8 protein-coding genes are annotated in these 14100 nt (G+C 65.3%); 5 read left to right on the top strand and 3 right to left on the bottom strand.

The window, feature by feature from the left end:
• Positions 1-9: 9 nt before the first annotated feature.
• Both K289_RS0122850 and K289_RS0122845 read right to left on the bottom strand, forming a co-directional pair.
• A complete protein-coding gene (locus K289_RS0122850; RefSeq protein WP_027553664.1) occupies positions 10-1245 on the bottom strand; it encodes an MFS transporter in 1236 nt (411 codons plus the stop codon).
• A gap of 53 nt (positions 1246-1298) precedes the next feature.
• Entirely contained in the window at positions 1299-2795 is a 1497-nt protein-coding gene (locus tag K289_RS0122845; protein WP_027553663.1) for an amidase, read from the bottom strand.
• A gap of 191 nt (positions 2796-2986) precedes the next feature.
• On the opposite strand from K289_RS0122845, the gene K289_RS0122840 reads away from it, so the two are divergent.
• Positions 2987-3658 (top strand): helix-turn-helix domain-containing protein, encoded by a 672-nt coding sequence (locus tag K289_RS0122840; protein ID WP_027553662.1) that lies wholly within the window; start codon positions 2987-2989, stop codon positions 3656-3658.
• 65 nt (positions 3659-3723) lie between these two features.
• Here the strand turns inward: K289_RS0122840 and K289_RS0122835 are convergent, their stop codons facing one another.
• Complete coding sequence (locus K289_RS0122835) at positions 3724-6816, bottom strand: ribonuclease E/G (RefSeq protein ID WP_027553661.1); 3093 nt, start codon at positions 6814-6816, stop codon at positions 3724-3726.
• Positions 6817-7524: 708 nt separating this feature from the next.
• Between K289_RS0122835 and K289_RS0122830 the strand changes: the two genes are divergently transcribed.
• The 4 genes from K289_RS0122830 (at position 7525) to K289_RS0122815 (ending at position 13742) form a co-directional block, all read left to right on the top strand.
• Positions 7525-8823, top strand: coding sequence for an N-acetylmuramoyl-L-alanine amidase (locus K289_RS0122830; RefSeq protein ID WP_027553660.1), 1299 nt, complete (start codon positions 7525-7527; stop codon positions 8821-8823).
• A gap of 220 nt (positions 8824-9043) precedes the next feature.
• Positions 9044-11542 (top strand): penicillin-binding protein 1A, encoded by a 2499-nt coding sequence (locus K289_RS0122825; RefSeq protein WP_027553659.1) that lies wholly within the window; start codon positions 9044-9046, stop codon positions 11540-11542.
• Positions 11543-11735: 193 nt separating this feature from the next.
• Positions 11736-12867 (top strand): peptide chain release factor 2 gene (gene prfB, locus K289_RS0122820; protein WP_145927393.1). Its coding sequence is split into 2 segments (ribosomal slippage): positions 11736-11804 and positions 11806-12867, totalling 1131 coding nucleotides; the frame shifts between segments, so codons are not numbered across the junction.
• A gap of 2 nt (positions 12868-12869) precedes the next feature.
• The gene (locus K289_RS0122815; RefSeq protein ID WP_027553657.1) at positions 12870-13742 is read left to right on the top strand and encodes an NAD(P)-dependent oxidoreductase; all 873 of its coding nucleotides are present in this window, start codon (positions 12870-12872) and stop codon (positions 13740-13742) included.
• Positions 13743-14100: the final 358 nt, after the last annotated feature.

Below are 14100 nucleotides of genomic sequence, written 5' to 3'. Positions count from 1 at the left end.
AACCTCCTGTCAGGCCGGACTCGGCGCGAGCTTCGGCTGGGTGGCGCGGATCGTCGCGGCGACGACGACGGACATCGCGGTCATGGCCACCAGAAAGCCGAAGGCGGCGTCGAACGATCCGGTTCCGGTCACGATGAAGCCCATCACGGCGGGCGCCACGAAACCTGCACTCTGGCCGCCCAGATTGACCATGCCGACACCGGATCCGATCTGGTCGTCACGAAGCAGTTTGGTCGGAAGTGCGATCACCGAGGCGAAGACGAAGGATTTGAAGAAGTAGACCACCGATTGGTAGATGATCAGCGCCGAGACCGTTTCCGCCTTGTACATGGCGTAGAGGAAGATGCCGGTCAACGCGGAGCTGCCGATCAGGAGGTATTTTTCGCGTTCGGCGAAGAACCTCGTCATCACCCAGCCGCCGATCGCAGTCGCGATCGTCGCCATCGCGAACGGGATCGGCGCCACCACGCCGACGGTCTTGAGATCGAGTCCGCGCTGTTGCAGCAGATAGAGCGGCATCCAGGAATCCAGGCCCTTGTTGACGCAGCTGAGGCCGAACCAGATCACCATCAACTGCCAGAGCAGCGGATTCTTCATCAGCTCGCGCATCGGCGCCCGGGGCTTCGCCGTCACGGGACGGGTAGCGGCTTCGCCGGTGCGTCCCAGATGGGGAACGAAGGTGAAATAGGCCAGCGCGAACACGAGGCCCGCGATCCCGATCGCGTTGAAGGCGTGGCGCCAGCCGAGCCAGACGATCAGCGGCGCCATGATCAGCGGGGCGAGCATGCTGCCGGCATAGTTCGACGACAGCAGCAGCGTCGACATCTTCGGCCGGCTGTCCTTCCTGAACAGTTCGGCGACGGCGCGGATGCTCGCCGGCGGAAAGCCGCCCTCGGCGATGCCGAAGATGAAGCGGATCACGATCAGGGAGGTCAGCGACCAGGCGATGCTCGTGAATGCCGTGAACAGCGACCACATCACGATGGTGAAGATCACCACATATTTCGAGCCGAAGCGGTCGGAGAGCCAGCCGCCCGGCACCTGCATGATCGCGTAGCCCAGGAAGAACGCGCTGATGACGATGCCGAGATCTGCTGCCTGGAGATTGAAGTCCTTGCCGATCTGCGCCAGCGCCAGCGAGATCGCGGCGCGGTCGATATAGGAGATGCAGAAAGCGACGTAGAGAAGGATAAACCCGACGATGCAGGTTTTTGCGCTTGTCCTCTGGTGCGACAAGTCAGTCATGCTCGTCTCCGATGTCCCTGCGATCCGGCGGCGCAGCTAGTGTTTCAAATCGTCTATTCCCAAGTGAGAAAGCCGGGCGCGGCCGAGAGTGGCGGCGCTGCGGCAAGCCGCGCCAGATCGGGGATCGGCCGGCGGAGTTGTGGATCGCCCGCAAATGCGGCTTCGATGCTCGCGGCGACCGAGAGTACGATGGCGTCGCCGCCGCGCGGACCGACGATCTGGAGGCCGAAAAGCAGGCCCGCTTCGTCAACACCGAGAGGCAGGCTGAGCGCGGGATGGCCCGGAAGCGTCACGGCATAGGCGAGCGCGAGCCAATGGAAATAGGATTTGGTCGGCGCGCCGTCGATCTCGGCGGGATAGAGCTCCGACCAGGGGCGCGGGCTCAGTGTGATCGTCGGGCTGATCAGCACGTCGCAGCTTTCGAAGAAGGTCTGGTAGGCGCGGTAGATCCGCGTCTGCGTCGTCGCGGCGCGCGCGTGATCTTCGAGCGTGTAGCTCAGGCCTTCCTCGACATTGGCCCGGACGTTGGGGCCGAGCATGTTGGGACGCTCCTTGTAGTTCTTGCCGTGCATCGCCAGGAACAGTCCGGCGCGCAGCACGGCGAAGGCGTCGTCGGCGCCCGAGCAGTCCGGGGTGGCCTCGCGGCATTCGGCGAACAGCGGCGCAAGCTTGTCGACGCGCTGGCGGAATACGCGCCGGATCGCCTGCTCGGTCGGGGCGAAGCCAAAGTCCTCGGTGAAGGCGAGACGCAGCTTGCCGAGTTCCGCGGGACGCGGAGCGGCCCAGCGCTCGGCGCGTGCGCGCACCCGTTCGCCCGGCAGCGTGTAGGCGAGCGGATCGCGGGCATCGTCGCTCGCCATCACCGACAGCATGAGCGCGGCATCTGCGACGTTGCGCGCCATCGGCCCGTCGGTCGACAAATTGGACCAGCCGAAAGCGCGCTTTTCACTCGCGACGAGCCCGTAGGAGGGACGCATCCCGACGATGCCGGCATAGCCGGCCGGATTGCGCAGGCTGCCGCCGGTGTCCGAGCCCGAGGCGAGCGGGGCCATGCCGCAGGCAAGCGCGACGGCCGAGCCGCCGGAGGAGCCGGCCGCCGAGCGTATGGGATCGAAGGCATTGCCGGTTGCGCCGAAGATGGGATTGCGGGTGTTGCCGCCGGCGGCCCATTCCGGCGTGTTGGTCTTGCCGAAGATGATCGCGCCGGCCGCACGCAAACGCGCGACCGAGGCCTGATCGGCGGTCGGGACGTGATCCCGGAGCAGCGGGCTGCCATAGGTGGAACGGAGCCCGGCCGTGTCCTGGGTGTCCTTAATGAGAACGGGAAGTCCGTGCAGAGCGCCGTGGTCCTCGCCGCGCAGGATGGCGATCTCGGCGGCCTTGGCGGCCGCCCGTGCACCGGCTTCGTCCAGTGTCACGACGGCGTTGACGGCGGGATTGGTACTGGAAATTCGCGCCAGGCACGCCTCAAGCAGCTCGACCGGGGAAATCGCCCGCCGGGCCAGCAAGCGGCGGCACGCGACAGCAGGCGAGTCGCACAGCTCGTTCAACGCTACCTCCCTTTCTAATTATGAAAACTATTTAGCACATTGGAAAATAGATTAACGCCCCAATCTTCGCCAAAACTGGACATTTTGTGCCCAATCGGCAGGAAGTGTGCCCAGCGGGCAGCCAGATGGGGCGCCCGGTGACTGAAAAACGAGGCGGATCAACCAACTAATTTTCGTGCTATAATGAGGGTATGACCGATACCACGACACCCGAAACCGCCAATTCCCAGCTTGGCCAATGTCTGAAGGCCGCGCGTCAGGCGAGGGGCCTGACGCTCAAGCAGGTCGCCGAAAGGACCGGAATGGCGCTCTCGACCCTGTCCAAGGTCGAGAACGGGCTGATGTCGCTGACCTACGACAAGCTGTTGCAGCTCACCTCAGGCCTGAAGATGGAGATCGCCGAGCTGTTCAATCCTGCAGCAGGCCGGCCTGAGCAGGGGCGGCCGGTCACCGCCCGCCGCAGCATCAGCCGCGTCGGGCAGGGGCAGGTGGTCAACACCGGGTCGCACACCTACACCTATCAATGCACGGACCTGATCGGCAAACGGATGGTGCCGATCCTCGTCGAGGCGCGCGCGCGTTCGCTCGCTGAATTCGGCCCGCTGCTGCGCCATGCCGGCGAGGAATATTTTCTGGTGACGAGGGGCAAGGTAGCCGTCCACACCGAGTTCTATGCGCCGGAGATTCTCGGCGTCGGCGACGGCATCTATCTCGATAGCACCATGGGCCACGCGTATCTCAATGCGGGTGATGGGCCGGCAACGGGCATCTGCCTCTGCACCAGCGAGGCGCCGGATCTCCACGACCAGCTCCGTCAGATCGTGGTCCGCGACGGGCCGCCCCTCAACGACGAACGCCAATAGCGGCGAGTCCTCGTGCACAAGAAAACGCCCGGCCAAGCCGGGCGTTTTTGCGTGGAAGGTTCGGCTTACTCGCCGCCGCCGAAGCGGCGCGACCACCAGCCGGCGCGACGCGGCGCGGCCGGCGTTTCGCCTGCCTCTTGCGGCGCGGGCTCCGGAGCAGGAGCGGGCGGAGCAGCCGGCTCGGTTGCCTGCGCAACCGGTGTTGCCGGCTCGAGCTGGCTGTTGAGCATGAAGCTCACCTTTTCCCGGACCGTGGAGCGGCGTCGCGCGGCCTTGTCGTCGGCGGCTGGCTCGTCCGTTGCGGCAGAAGCCGGTTCGGGTTGGGCTGGCGCTTCTGCCTCCACCTCGAGGCGCGGCTCGGGCTGCGCGACCTGCAACTCGGCGCTTGCCTCGACGGGTTCCGTATCCGCGATCGAAGGCGCGTCTTCGCGGCTGTCGAAGTCGGCAACTGCGTCGTTCACTTCCGAGGGCAGATTGGCGTTCAGCTCGTCGCTGATCGAACCGGCGAGACCTTCCTCGCCGCCGGCACCACGCCGACGGCGTCCGCCACGGCGACCGCGCCGGCGCCGGCGTTCGCCGCCGCCCTGCTGTTCGCCGCGAGCCTGCTGTTCCTCGGCCTCGTCGCCGTCCTGTTCGGTGGCCTCAGCGTCTTCGTCCGCCTCGCCCGCTATCACGGCTGCATCGGGCAGGGTTGGCGCGCTGTCCTCGCGAAGCTCGCCCTCACGCTGGCCACCGCGGCCGCGCCGACGCCGGCGGCGCCGGCGACGCTGGCCGTCCTGTTCGGGCGTGGCTTCGCCGGCGGCCTCTTCGGCAAGACCTTCGGTCTCTTCGCTCTCGACCTCGGATTCGAGCTCCGAATCGAACTCCTCCTCGTCATAGGGCTCTTCAGCCATGGGCGGCGGGCTTGCCGCTGCCTGCGCCGCGAGCAGCGCCTTGGCGGCTTCCAACGTATGCACCTGCTCGCCGCGGTCGATGACGTAGGCCTGCGGACCGCTGACGCTCGCGTCGGCGATGACCGACAGCGTGACCTTGAAGCTGTTCTCGAGGTCGCGCAGATGGCCGCGCTTGTGATTGAGCACGTAGAGCGCGACGTCGGTGCGGGTGCGGACCACGAGATTGTGGGTCGCGCCTTTCATCAGGATCTCTTCGAGGCCGCGCAGGAGCTGGAGCGCAACCGAGGACACCGAGCGGACATGGCCGGTGCCGCCGCAATGCGGGCAGGGATCCGTCGAGGATTCCAGCACGCTGGCGCGGATGCGCTGGCGTGACATCTCCAGAAGGCCGAAATGCGAGATGCGCCCGACCTGGATGCGCGCGCGGTCCTGCCGGAGGCAATCGGACAGCTTGCGCTCGACCGCACGATTGTTGCGCTTCTCGTCCATGTCGATGAAGTCGATGACGATCAGGCCGGCGAGGTCGCGCAGGCGAAGCTGGCGGGCGACCTCTTCGGCCGCTTCCAGATTGGTCTTGAGCGCGGTGTCCTCGATATGATGCTCGCGCGTCGAGCGGCCGGAGTTCACGTCGATCGAGACCAGCGCCTCGGTCTGGTTGATCACGATGTAGCCGCCGGAGCGCAATTGCACGGTCGGCGAGAACATCGCGTCGAGCTGGCTCTCGACGCCCATGCGCGAGAACAACGGCTGGCCGTCGCGATACTGCTTCACCGCGCTGACATTGGCCGGCATCAGCATCTTCATGAAGTCGCGCGCTTCGCGGTAGCCGGACTCGCCCGCCACCTGAATCTCGTCGATCTCCTTGTTGTAGAGGTCGCGCAGCGAGCGCTTGATCAGCGAGCCTTCCTCGTAGACGAGGGTCGGCGCCTGCGACCGCAGCGTCAGGTCGCGCACCGTCTCCCACATCCGGATCAGATATTCGAAATCGCGCTTGATCTCGGGCTTGGTGCGGGAGGCACCGGCGGTCCGCAGGATGATGCCCATGCCCTCGGGCACGTCGAGGTCCTGCACCACTTCCTTCAGGCGCGAGCGATCCTGCGCACTGGTGATCTTGCGGCTGATGCCGCCGCCGCGCGCGGTGTTCGGCATCAGGACGGCATAGCGGCCGGCGAGCGACAGATAGGTCGTCAGCGCCGCGCCCTTGTTGCCGCGCTCTTCCTTGACCACCTGCACCAGCATCACCTGGCGGCGCTTGATGACTTCCTGGATCTTGTACTGGCGGCGCGGGCGGAAGGTGCGCTCCGGCACTTCCTCGAGCACGTCGTCGCCGCCGACGGATTCGACGACTTCCTCTTCGGCTTCCTCACCGTCTTCGCCATCCTCGGCGTCGTCATCATTGGCCGGCTCGGCATGTGGCGCCTCGGCGCTTTCACCGGCCGCATAAACGGCGTCCGCCGGCTCGACGGCGGCGGTCACGGCTTCGGCCAGGGCCTCGGCGTGCGCTTCGCCCGCCGGCACTTCGGCCGCGATCGTTTCCCGCGGCTGCTCGGCGGTGAATTCGCCGGCGACAACCGGCTCGGCTCCCACGGCTGCGACGGGCGCCTCGTCGTCATGATGGTGGTCGTGCGCGTGATGATCGTGCTCGTCCGTGTGGTCATGGTCATCGTGATCATGCGCGTGATGCTCATCATCATGGTCGTGATGATGATCTTCGTGCCCATGCTCGTCGTGATCGTGGTCATGGTCGTGATCATGCGCCTCGAACGCGCCGTGCTCGCCCTCGTGCGGGACGCCCTCGGCGTGCTCCGGCAGCGCCTCGCCTGCGAGCGGCTGGGCGGCGGGATCGCTGCCTGCCTCGAGGCCCTCAACGATGTCGCTCTGTACGCGCTCGCCATGACCGCGGCGGCGCGCATTGCGATGGCGCGAGCGGCGGCGGCCGTGCGAACGGTTCTCGTTTTCCTCCTCGGCTTCGCGATGGGCCTGCTCCTCGGCCTCGATCAGCGCCTGCCGGTCGGCAACCGGGATCTGGTAGTAGTCGGGATGAATTTCGCTGAAGGCGAGGAAGCCGTGGCGGTTGCCACCATATTCGACGAAGGCGGCCTGGAGCGAGGGCTCGACCCGGGTGACCTTGGCGAGATAGATGTTCCCGCGCAGTTGCTTGCGTTGCGCAGTCTCGAAATCAAACTCTTCGACGCGATTGCCGCGGACCACAACGACCCGGGTCTCTTCCGGGTGGGTGGCATCGATCAACATCTTGTTGGGCATGTCTTAACTCTTGGCGGCGGCGGGCGCGATTCACCGTGGGCGCGAATCGCGCCGCCGGGTGACGCGACGGTCCACCTGATTCGGGGGTGAGGGGAAGGCCGAAACGTCCTCTCTCGCGCCGTGCCGAACGTGAGGCTGGAGGCCCAAAGCGGCGCGCGGGCGTTTGGCTCCGCAGCGTCGCGAATGGTCCTTCAGATTTCGTCGGCACAGTCTGGCGCATCAAGCGTCGGCCCGTATGAAAACTCGGGCGGCGAGACCGCCCCTTGATCAGTTGCTGCTGGCCAGGTCTGGCGCGAGAACGCGCGTCCTGAGGATCACAACCGCTCCCTTGGGATTAAGGGATCGGGTAACGAGGTTACGTCGCTGTCAGAACTGTCCGTGGAACGCGAGAGGTAACCCAGGACCGCCTGCCGCCGGGGCTCGACCCCGTTCCACCTCGTTGCCGCGCGCCGCGCTGGCCTCAAAGGGGGACGGAAAACGCTGGAATTCCCAAAACTTGGGAGCTCCGGCGCTGCACCGGGCGACTGAATGCGACACAACCGAAAATATTGGCCGTCAGCAATCTGTACATACGAGGAATGGGCCATCCGTGCAAGGGAGCGTCGCAAGTCGGTCACAGTCGCCGAGTTTCGCGTTCTTCGTCATTAAGTCCTGATTAACCCTGCGGTTCTATTGCGATAAGGAAGCTGCTCGGAGGCACGGAATTCGGTGGCGAGCCGCGCAAATCAACGGGTTTTGCTGGCGTGCGCGCTGTTGTGCGCCGCAGTATTTCCGTGCGCCGATTCCTCCCGTCTGAGTGCCGCCGAGAGCCAGCCGCAACCCGCTGTTGCGACGGCGAATTTCCCGATCGCCTCGGGCGCCCGGCTGGCCGGCGATGCCAAGCAGACCCGGTTCATCCTCGACCTCGACCAGACCGTCACCTTCCGCGCCTTCACCCTGGCCGACCCGTACCGAGTCGTGGTCGACGTCCCCCAGATCAATTTTCAGCTGCCGGCCGGCACGGGTGGCGGCGGGCGGGGGCTGGTCAAAGCCTTCCGCTACGGGCTCGTAATGCCGGGCGGGTCGCGAATCGTGTTCGACCTCGCGGGACCCGCCAAGATCACCAACTCCTACGTGCTCGAGGCGGCTAATGGCCAGCCGGCCCGGCTCGTGCTCGAGCTGGAGGAGGTTGATCGCACCGCCTTCGTGCAATCGCAGAGCCCGGACAGCCGGCCCGAATTGCGGCCCGCGATCGCCGACGCGCCGCCCGCGACCGTTCCTGCCGCGGCTGCGCCCCCGGACACGGCACAACAGAAGCCGGCGGACGGGCGCGCCGTGGTGGTGATCGATCCCGGCCATGGCGGCATCGACAACGGAACGCAATCGAGCGGCGAAAGCGAAAAGAACCTTGTGCTGGCGTTCGGGCTGGCGCTGCGGGACCGGCTGGAAAAGAGCGGAAAATACCGCGTGGTGATGACGCGGGACGACGACACCTTTATCCCGCTCAACGACCGGGTCAAAATTGCCCGCGGACTCAAGGCTGCGCTGTTCGTGTCGATCCACGCCGACGCGCTGCCACGCGCCGAGGGCGATGCCCAGGGCGCGACCATCTACACGCTGTCCGACAAGGCCTCGGACGCCGAGGCCCAGCGTCTGGCGGACGCTGAAAACCGGGCGGACGCGATCGCCGGCTTCAACCTCGCGGAGGAACCGACTGACGTTGCGGACATCTTGATCGATCTCACCCAGCGGGAAACACGCACTTTTTCAAACCGTTTTGCCCGTTTTCTGATGAGCGAAATGAAGTCGACGGTAAGGATGCACAAGCACCCGCTCAAGTCGGCCGGATTCCGGGTATTGAAGGCGCCCGACGTGCCATCGGTGCTGGTGGAGATCGGTTATGTCTCCAACAAGGGCGATCTCGATCACCTCGTCTCTGAGGGCTGGCGGTCCCGCGCCGTGGGCTCGATGGCGCAGGCCATTGACGGGTTTCTGGCCAAGCGGATGGCCGCGGGGGCAGGGAATTGAAGAGGGGAAGTTTCGACCGCGCTGTTAAGCCCTAGTTTGGCCACAGCGGGCGCTTTATAAAAACGTGGCAGGGGGTTCCGGAATCGACGAGAATCCCGCTCGGCTAGCGTCTTTCGGTCCGGCGCCGATGTATTTGAGTAGGCCGGTGAATTCGCGACGTGAGGATGGCGCCTGTTGGCGGCGCCAAGGGCTGATCCAGGATTGAACGGATAAACAGATAATGCGCTTGCTGGTGCGGTTCATGGGCTTCCTGTTCGCCGCGGGAACGGTGTTGTTCCTTGTTGGTGTCGGTGCCGTGGCAGGCCTGATCTGGCATTTCTCCAAGGACTTGCCCGATTACTCTCAGCTTCAGGATTACGAACCGCCGGTGATGACCCGCGTGCACGCGGTCGACGGCTCGCTGCTCGGCGAATACGCCAAGGAGCGGCGGCTGTATCTGCCGATCCAGGCAGTGCCGAAGCTCGTGATCAACGCGTTCCTGGCGGCAGAGGACAAGAATTTCTACGAGCATGGCGGCATCGACTACACAGGCATGGCGCGCGCCGGATTGCTCTATCTCCAGAACTACGGCTCCAACCGGCGTCCGCAGGGCGCTTCCACGATCACCCAGCAGGTCGCCAAGAACTTCCTCCTGACCAACGAGGTCTCGTTCGCGCGCAAGATCAAGGAAGCCTTGCTGGCGATGCGGATCGAGAAGACCTACTCCAAGGACAAGATCCTCGAGCTGTACCTGAACGAAATCTATCTCGGCCTCGGTGCCTACGGCATCGCGGCGGCTTCGCTGGTTTATTTCGACAAATCGGTGAACGAGCTCACGATCTCCGAAGCCGCTTATCTTGCGGCGCTGCCGAAGATGCCGGCGACGCTCCACCCGGTGCGTAACCGCGACCGCGCCATCGAGCGCCGCAATTACGTGATCGACCGTCTCCAGGAGAACGGCTGGATCAAGCAGGCCGATGCCGACAAGGCGCGCAAGGAGCCGTTGGCCGTCACCAACCGTTCCAACGGCGCCCACACCTTCGCCGGCGAATATTTCGCCGAGGAAGTCCGCCGCGACATCTTCGAGCGCTATGGCGAGAAGAAGCTCTACGAGGGCGGCCTCTCGGTCCGCACCACGCTCGATCCGAAGATCCAGGTCATGGCGCGCAAGACCATGGTCTCGGGCCTCGTGAACTATGACGAGCAGCAGGGCTATCGCGGCGCCATGAGCAAGCTCGACATTTCGGGCGACTGGGGCGTGAAGCTCGCCGAGATCAAGTCGCTCTCCGACATCTCGCCCTGGCGCATGGCGGTGGTGCTGGAAACCAGCGACCAGTCGGCGCGCATCGGGTTCCAGCCGAACCGCGAGCTCGGCGGCGCCGTGAGCAAGCAGCGCGAGACCGGCATCGTCACGCTCGATGGCGTACGCTGGGCGCGGGCCGCGCAGGGCGCCGCGAAGGGCAAGACGCCGACGGCGGTGTCCCAGGTGCTGCAGCCCGGTGACGTGATCTATGCCGATCCGCTCTACACCAAAGAGGGACAACCCGTCGAAGGCCAGTACCGGCTGCGGCAGATCCCCGAAGTGTCCGGCGCGATGGTGGTGATGGACCCGTGGACCGGTCGCGTGCTCGCGATGGTCGGTGGCTTCTCGTTCGACCAGAGCCAGTTCAACCGTGCCACGCAGGCCTACCGGCAGCCAGGTTCGTCGTTCAAGCCGATCGTCTACTCGGCCGCGCTCGACAACGGCTATACGCCGTCGACGGTCGTGCTCGACGCGCCGATCGAAATCGACCAGGGGCAGGGCGCCGGCGTCTGGCGGCCTGAAAACTTCTCGTCGAACAAATATCAGGGGCCGGTGACGCTACGTAATGCGCTGCGGCAGTCGCTCAACACCGTGACGGTGCGCCTTGCGCAGGACATCGGCATGCCGCTGATCGGCGAATATGCCCGCCGCTTCGGCGTCTATGACGAGTTGCCGAACTATCTCTCTTACGCGCTCGGCGCCGGCGAGACGACGGCGATGCGCATGGTCACCGCTTATTCGATGCTCGCCAATGGCGGCCGCCGCGTGAAGCCGACGCTGATCGACCGCATCCAGGACCGCTATGGCCACACCATCTTCAAGCACGACCAGCGCGAATGCCGTGGCTGCGAAGCGCCGGGGGGCTGGAAGAACCAGAACGAGCCGCAGCTGATCGACCGCCGCGAGCAGGTGCTGGATTCCATGACCGCGTATCAGATCACCGAGCTGATGGAAGGCGTCGTGCAGGCCGGTACCGCGACCGTCGTCAAGGAGGTCGGCAAGCCGATCGCCGGCAAGACCGGCACCACCAACGAGGCCAAGGACGCCTGGTTTGTCGGCTTCTCGCCCGACGTCGCCGTGGCGATCTACATGGGTTACGACAAGCCGCGTCCGCTCGGCAAAGGCAACGCTGCGACCGGCGGCCATCTGGCAGCTCCGATCGCGCGCGACTTCCTGAAGCTCGCGCTCGCCGACAAGCCCGCGGTTCCATTCAAGGTGCCGGCCGGCATCAAGCTGGTCCGCGTGGTCGCCAAGACCGGCATGCGCGCGGGTCCCGGTGAGACCGGCGGAACCATCCTCGAAGCCTTCAAGCCGGGCACCGCGCCGCCGGATAACTACTCCGTCATCGGCGTTGCCGACGCCGACGGGCGCGTGCCGCAGCAGCCGCCGCCGGATTCCGGCTTCTTCATGCGTCCGGGCACCGGCGGGCTGTACTAGGCCTGGAATAAGACCCGCGATCCAAAGCTCCGGCGGTTGCGCTTTGCAGCCGCCGCCGCTACATCCCCATCTGCGCGATGACTTATCGCGCTTTATTTTCTTGTTTGCGCATGATCTTTTCGGGAAACCGCTGCACACTTTCCCGGATCATGCGCCAGCACGCGGGAACAATTCCGCGAGACCAGAGAGCGACATGCGCGCCGAAATCGAACGGTTGGTAGAAGAGATCAAGCAGTCAGTCGGGCTGCTGAGGAGGCATCTTTGACGTCGAGAAATCGACGGCGCGCCTCGCTGAGCTGAACAAGCTCGCAGAAGATCCCAACCTCTGGAACGATCCCCAGAAAGCCCAGAAACTGATGCAGGAGCGCACCTCGCTGGAGGATGCGCTGTCGGGCATCGGCAAGGTCGAGCAGGAGCTCGAAGACGACGTCGGCATGATCGAGCTCGGCGAGGCCGAGGGCGATGAAGGCGTCGTGGCCGAGGCCGAGGCTGCGCTGAAGAACCTGAAGAAGGAAGTGGCGCGGCGCGAGCTCGAGGCGTTGCTCTCGGGCGAGGCCGACCGCTTCGATTCCTATCTCGAAGTCCATGCCGGCGCCGGCGGCACCGAGAGCCAGGACTGGGCGCAGATGCTGCTCCGCATGTACACGCGCTGGGCCGAAACCCACGGCTTCAAGGTCGAGGTGCTCGAAGAGTCCGACGGCGAAGAGGCCGGCATCAAGTCCGCGACCATCCAGGTCTCCGGCCACAACGCCTATGGCTGGCTGAAGACGGAGGCCGGCGTGCATCGGCTGGTCCGCATCTCGCCGTTCGATTCCAACGCGCGCCGGCACACCTCGTTCTCGAGCGTTCAGGTGTTCCCGGTCATCGACGACAGCATCAAGATCGACATCAAGGAATCCGACGTCCGCGTCGATACCATGCGTTCGGGCGGCGCCGGCGGCCAGCACGTCAACAAGACCGAATCGGCGGTGCGCCTGACGCATATCCCGTCCGGCATCGCCGTGGTCTGCCAGGCCGGCCGCTCCCAGCACAAGAACCGGGCGCAGGCCTGGGACATGCTGCGCGCGCGCCTTTACGAGATCGAGCTGAAGAAGCGCGAGGAAAAGGCGGCCGCCGACCAGGCCGCCAAGACCGATATCGGCTGGGGCCACCAGATCCGCTCCTACGTGCTGCAGCCCTATCAGATGGTGAAGGATTTGCGCACAGGCGTGCAGACCTCCGACACCTCGGGCGTGCTTGGCGGCGACCTCGACGAGTTCATGGCCGCGACGCTGGCGCAGCGTGCCTTCGGCACCACGGCCGGCGAGATCGAGGACGTGGACTAGCCATGCCCCGCGTCGCCTTCATCGGACTGGGGCGAATGGGCCATGGCATGGCCGGCCGCTATCTCGATGCCGGCTTCACGGTGACGCTCTGGAATCGCAGCAAGGCGAAAGCCGAAGACCTGATCGCGCGCGGCGCGCATTGGGCGACTTCGCCGGAGGACGCCGCGATCGATGCCGATGCCGTGGTGACCATGGTCGCCGACGACGAAGCCTCGCGCGCGATCTGGCTCGGCCCCAAGGGCGCGGCCAAGACGGCGAAGGCCGGCACGATCGCGATCGAATGCTCCACGGTCTCGTACGATCATGCGCGCGAGATGGCTCGCGAGCTCAACGGCCGCGGCCTCATCTACATCGATTGTCCGGTGACGGGATTGCCGGATGCGGCAGCAGCCGGAAAGCTGACACTGCTGGTCGGTGCTGATCCCGCCGATCTCGAGCACGCGCAGCCTTATCTCGCGCCGATCGGTTCGACCATCCGCCATTTCGGCGCGGTCGGCTCCGGCACGGTCTACAAGCTCATCAACAATCTCATGGGCGCGATCCAGATCGCAGGCCTCGCCGAAGGGCTCGCGATCGCCGAGCAGGCCGGGCTCGACATGAATCTCGTGCTGGAGTCGATCCAGGCCGGCGTCGCCGCCAGTCCCCAGGTGCAGCGCCACTCCAAGCGCATGGTCGCCCGCGACTTCAGCGGCGCGACCTTCACCTCGGCGCTGCGGCACAAGGATGCCGCCTACGCGGTGAGGCTCGCCGAGACCCTGCTGGCCGACAAGCCGCTGGTTTCGCGCGCCGTCGTCGAGTCCTACGCGCGGGCGAAGGCCGTGATGCCGGACGAGGATGAAGGCAGGATGATCGAGCTGGTGTCGAAGCCGAAATAAGCCTTTGATCTCTGAGTTCTCGGGCCTGGGCCCGTGAGCGATGTCTCACTCGCCATTATTTGAGGCGCGATGTCGACGCGGTTGTCATTTCGAAAGTTGAACGAGGGGTGGAATGCGGAGCCAAATGCCCCCTGTCCGCGAGTGGCCGCATCAGGTCGCGATGTGCTTCTCCGCTTCCTGCTGAACCCCTTTCGGTTCTCATCATTTGCTGACGACGATGAAGGCGTCCTTCGTTTCGTGGATTGCTCTCGGTATCGCCTAGGAGCAACCAATGACGAGGGATGGTATCGCGGCCAATGTCGTTACAGCAAGTTGGCACCAGCGTGGGGCGAGTTTTACGAGATCGCAGGTCCTGACC

Origin of the sequence: Bradyrhizobium sp. Cp5.3, from assembly GCF_000426265.1 — a bacterium.
Lineage (GTDB): Bacteria > Pseudomonadota > Alphaproteobacteria > Rhizobiales > Xanthobacteraceae > Bradyrhizobium > Bradyrhizobium neotropicale.
Note: the sequence above shows the minus strand (reverse complement) of the source record. Positions and strands in the feature narration are given on the sequence as shown.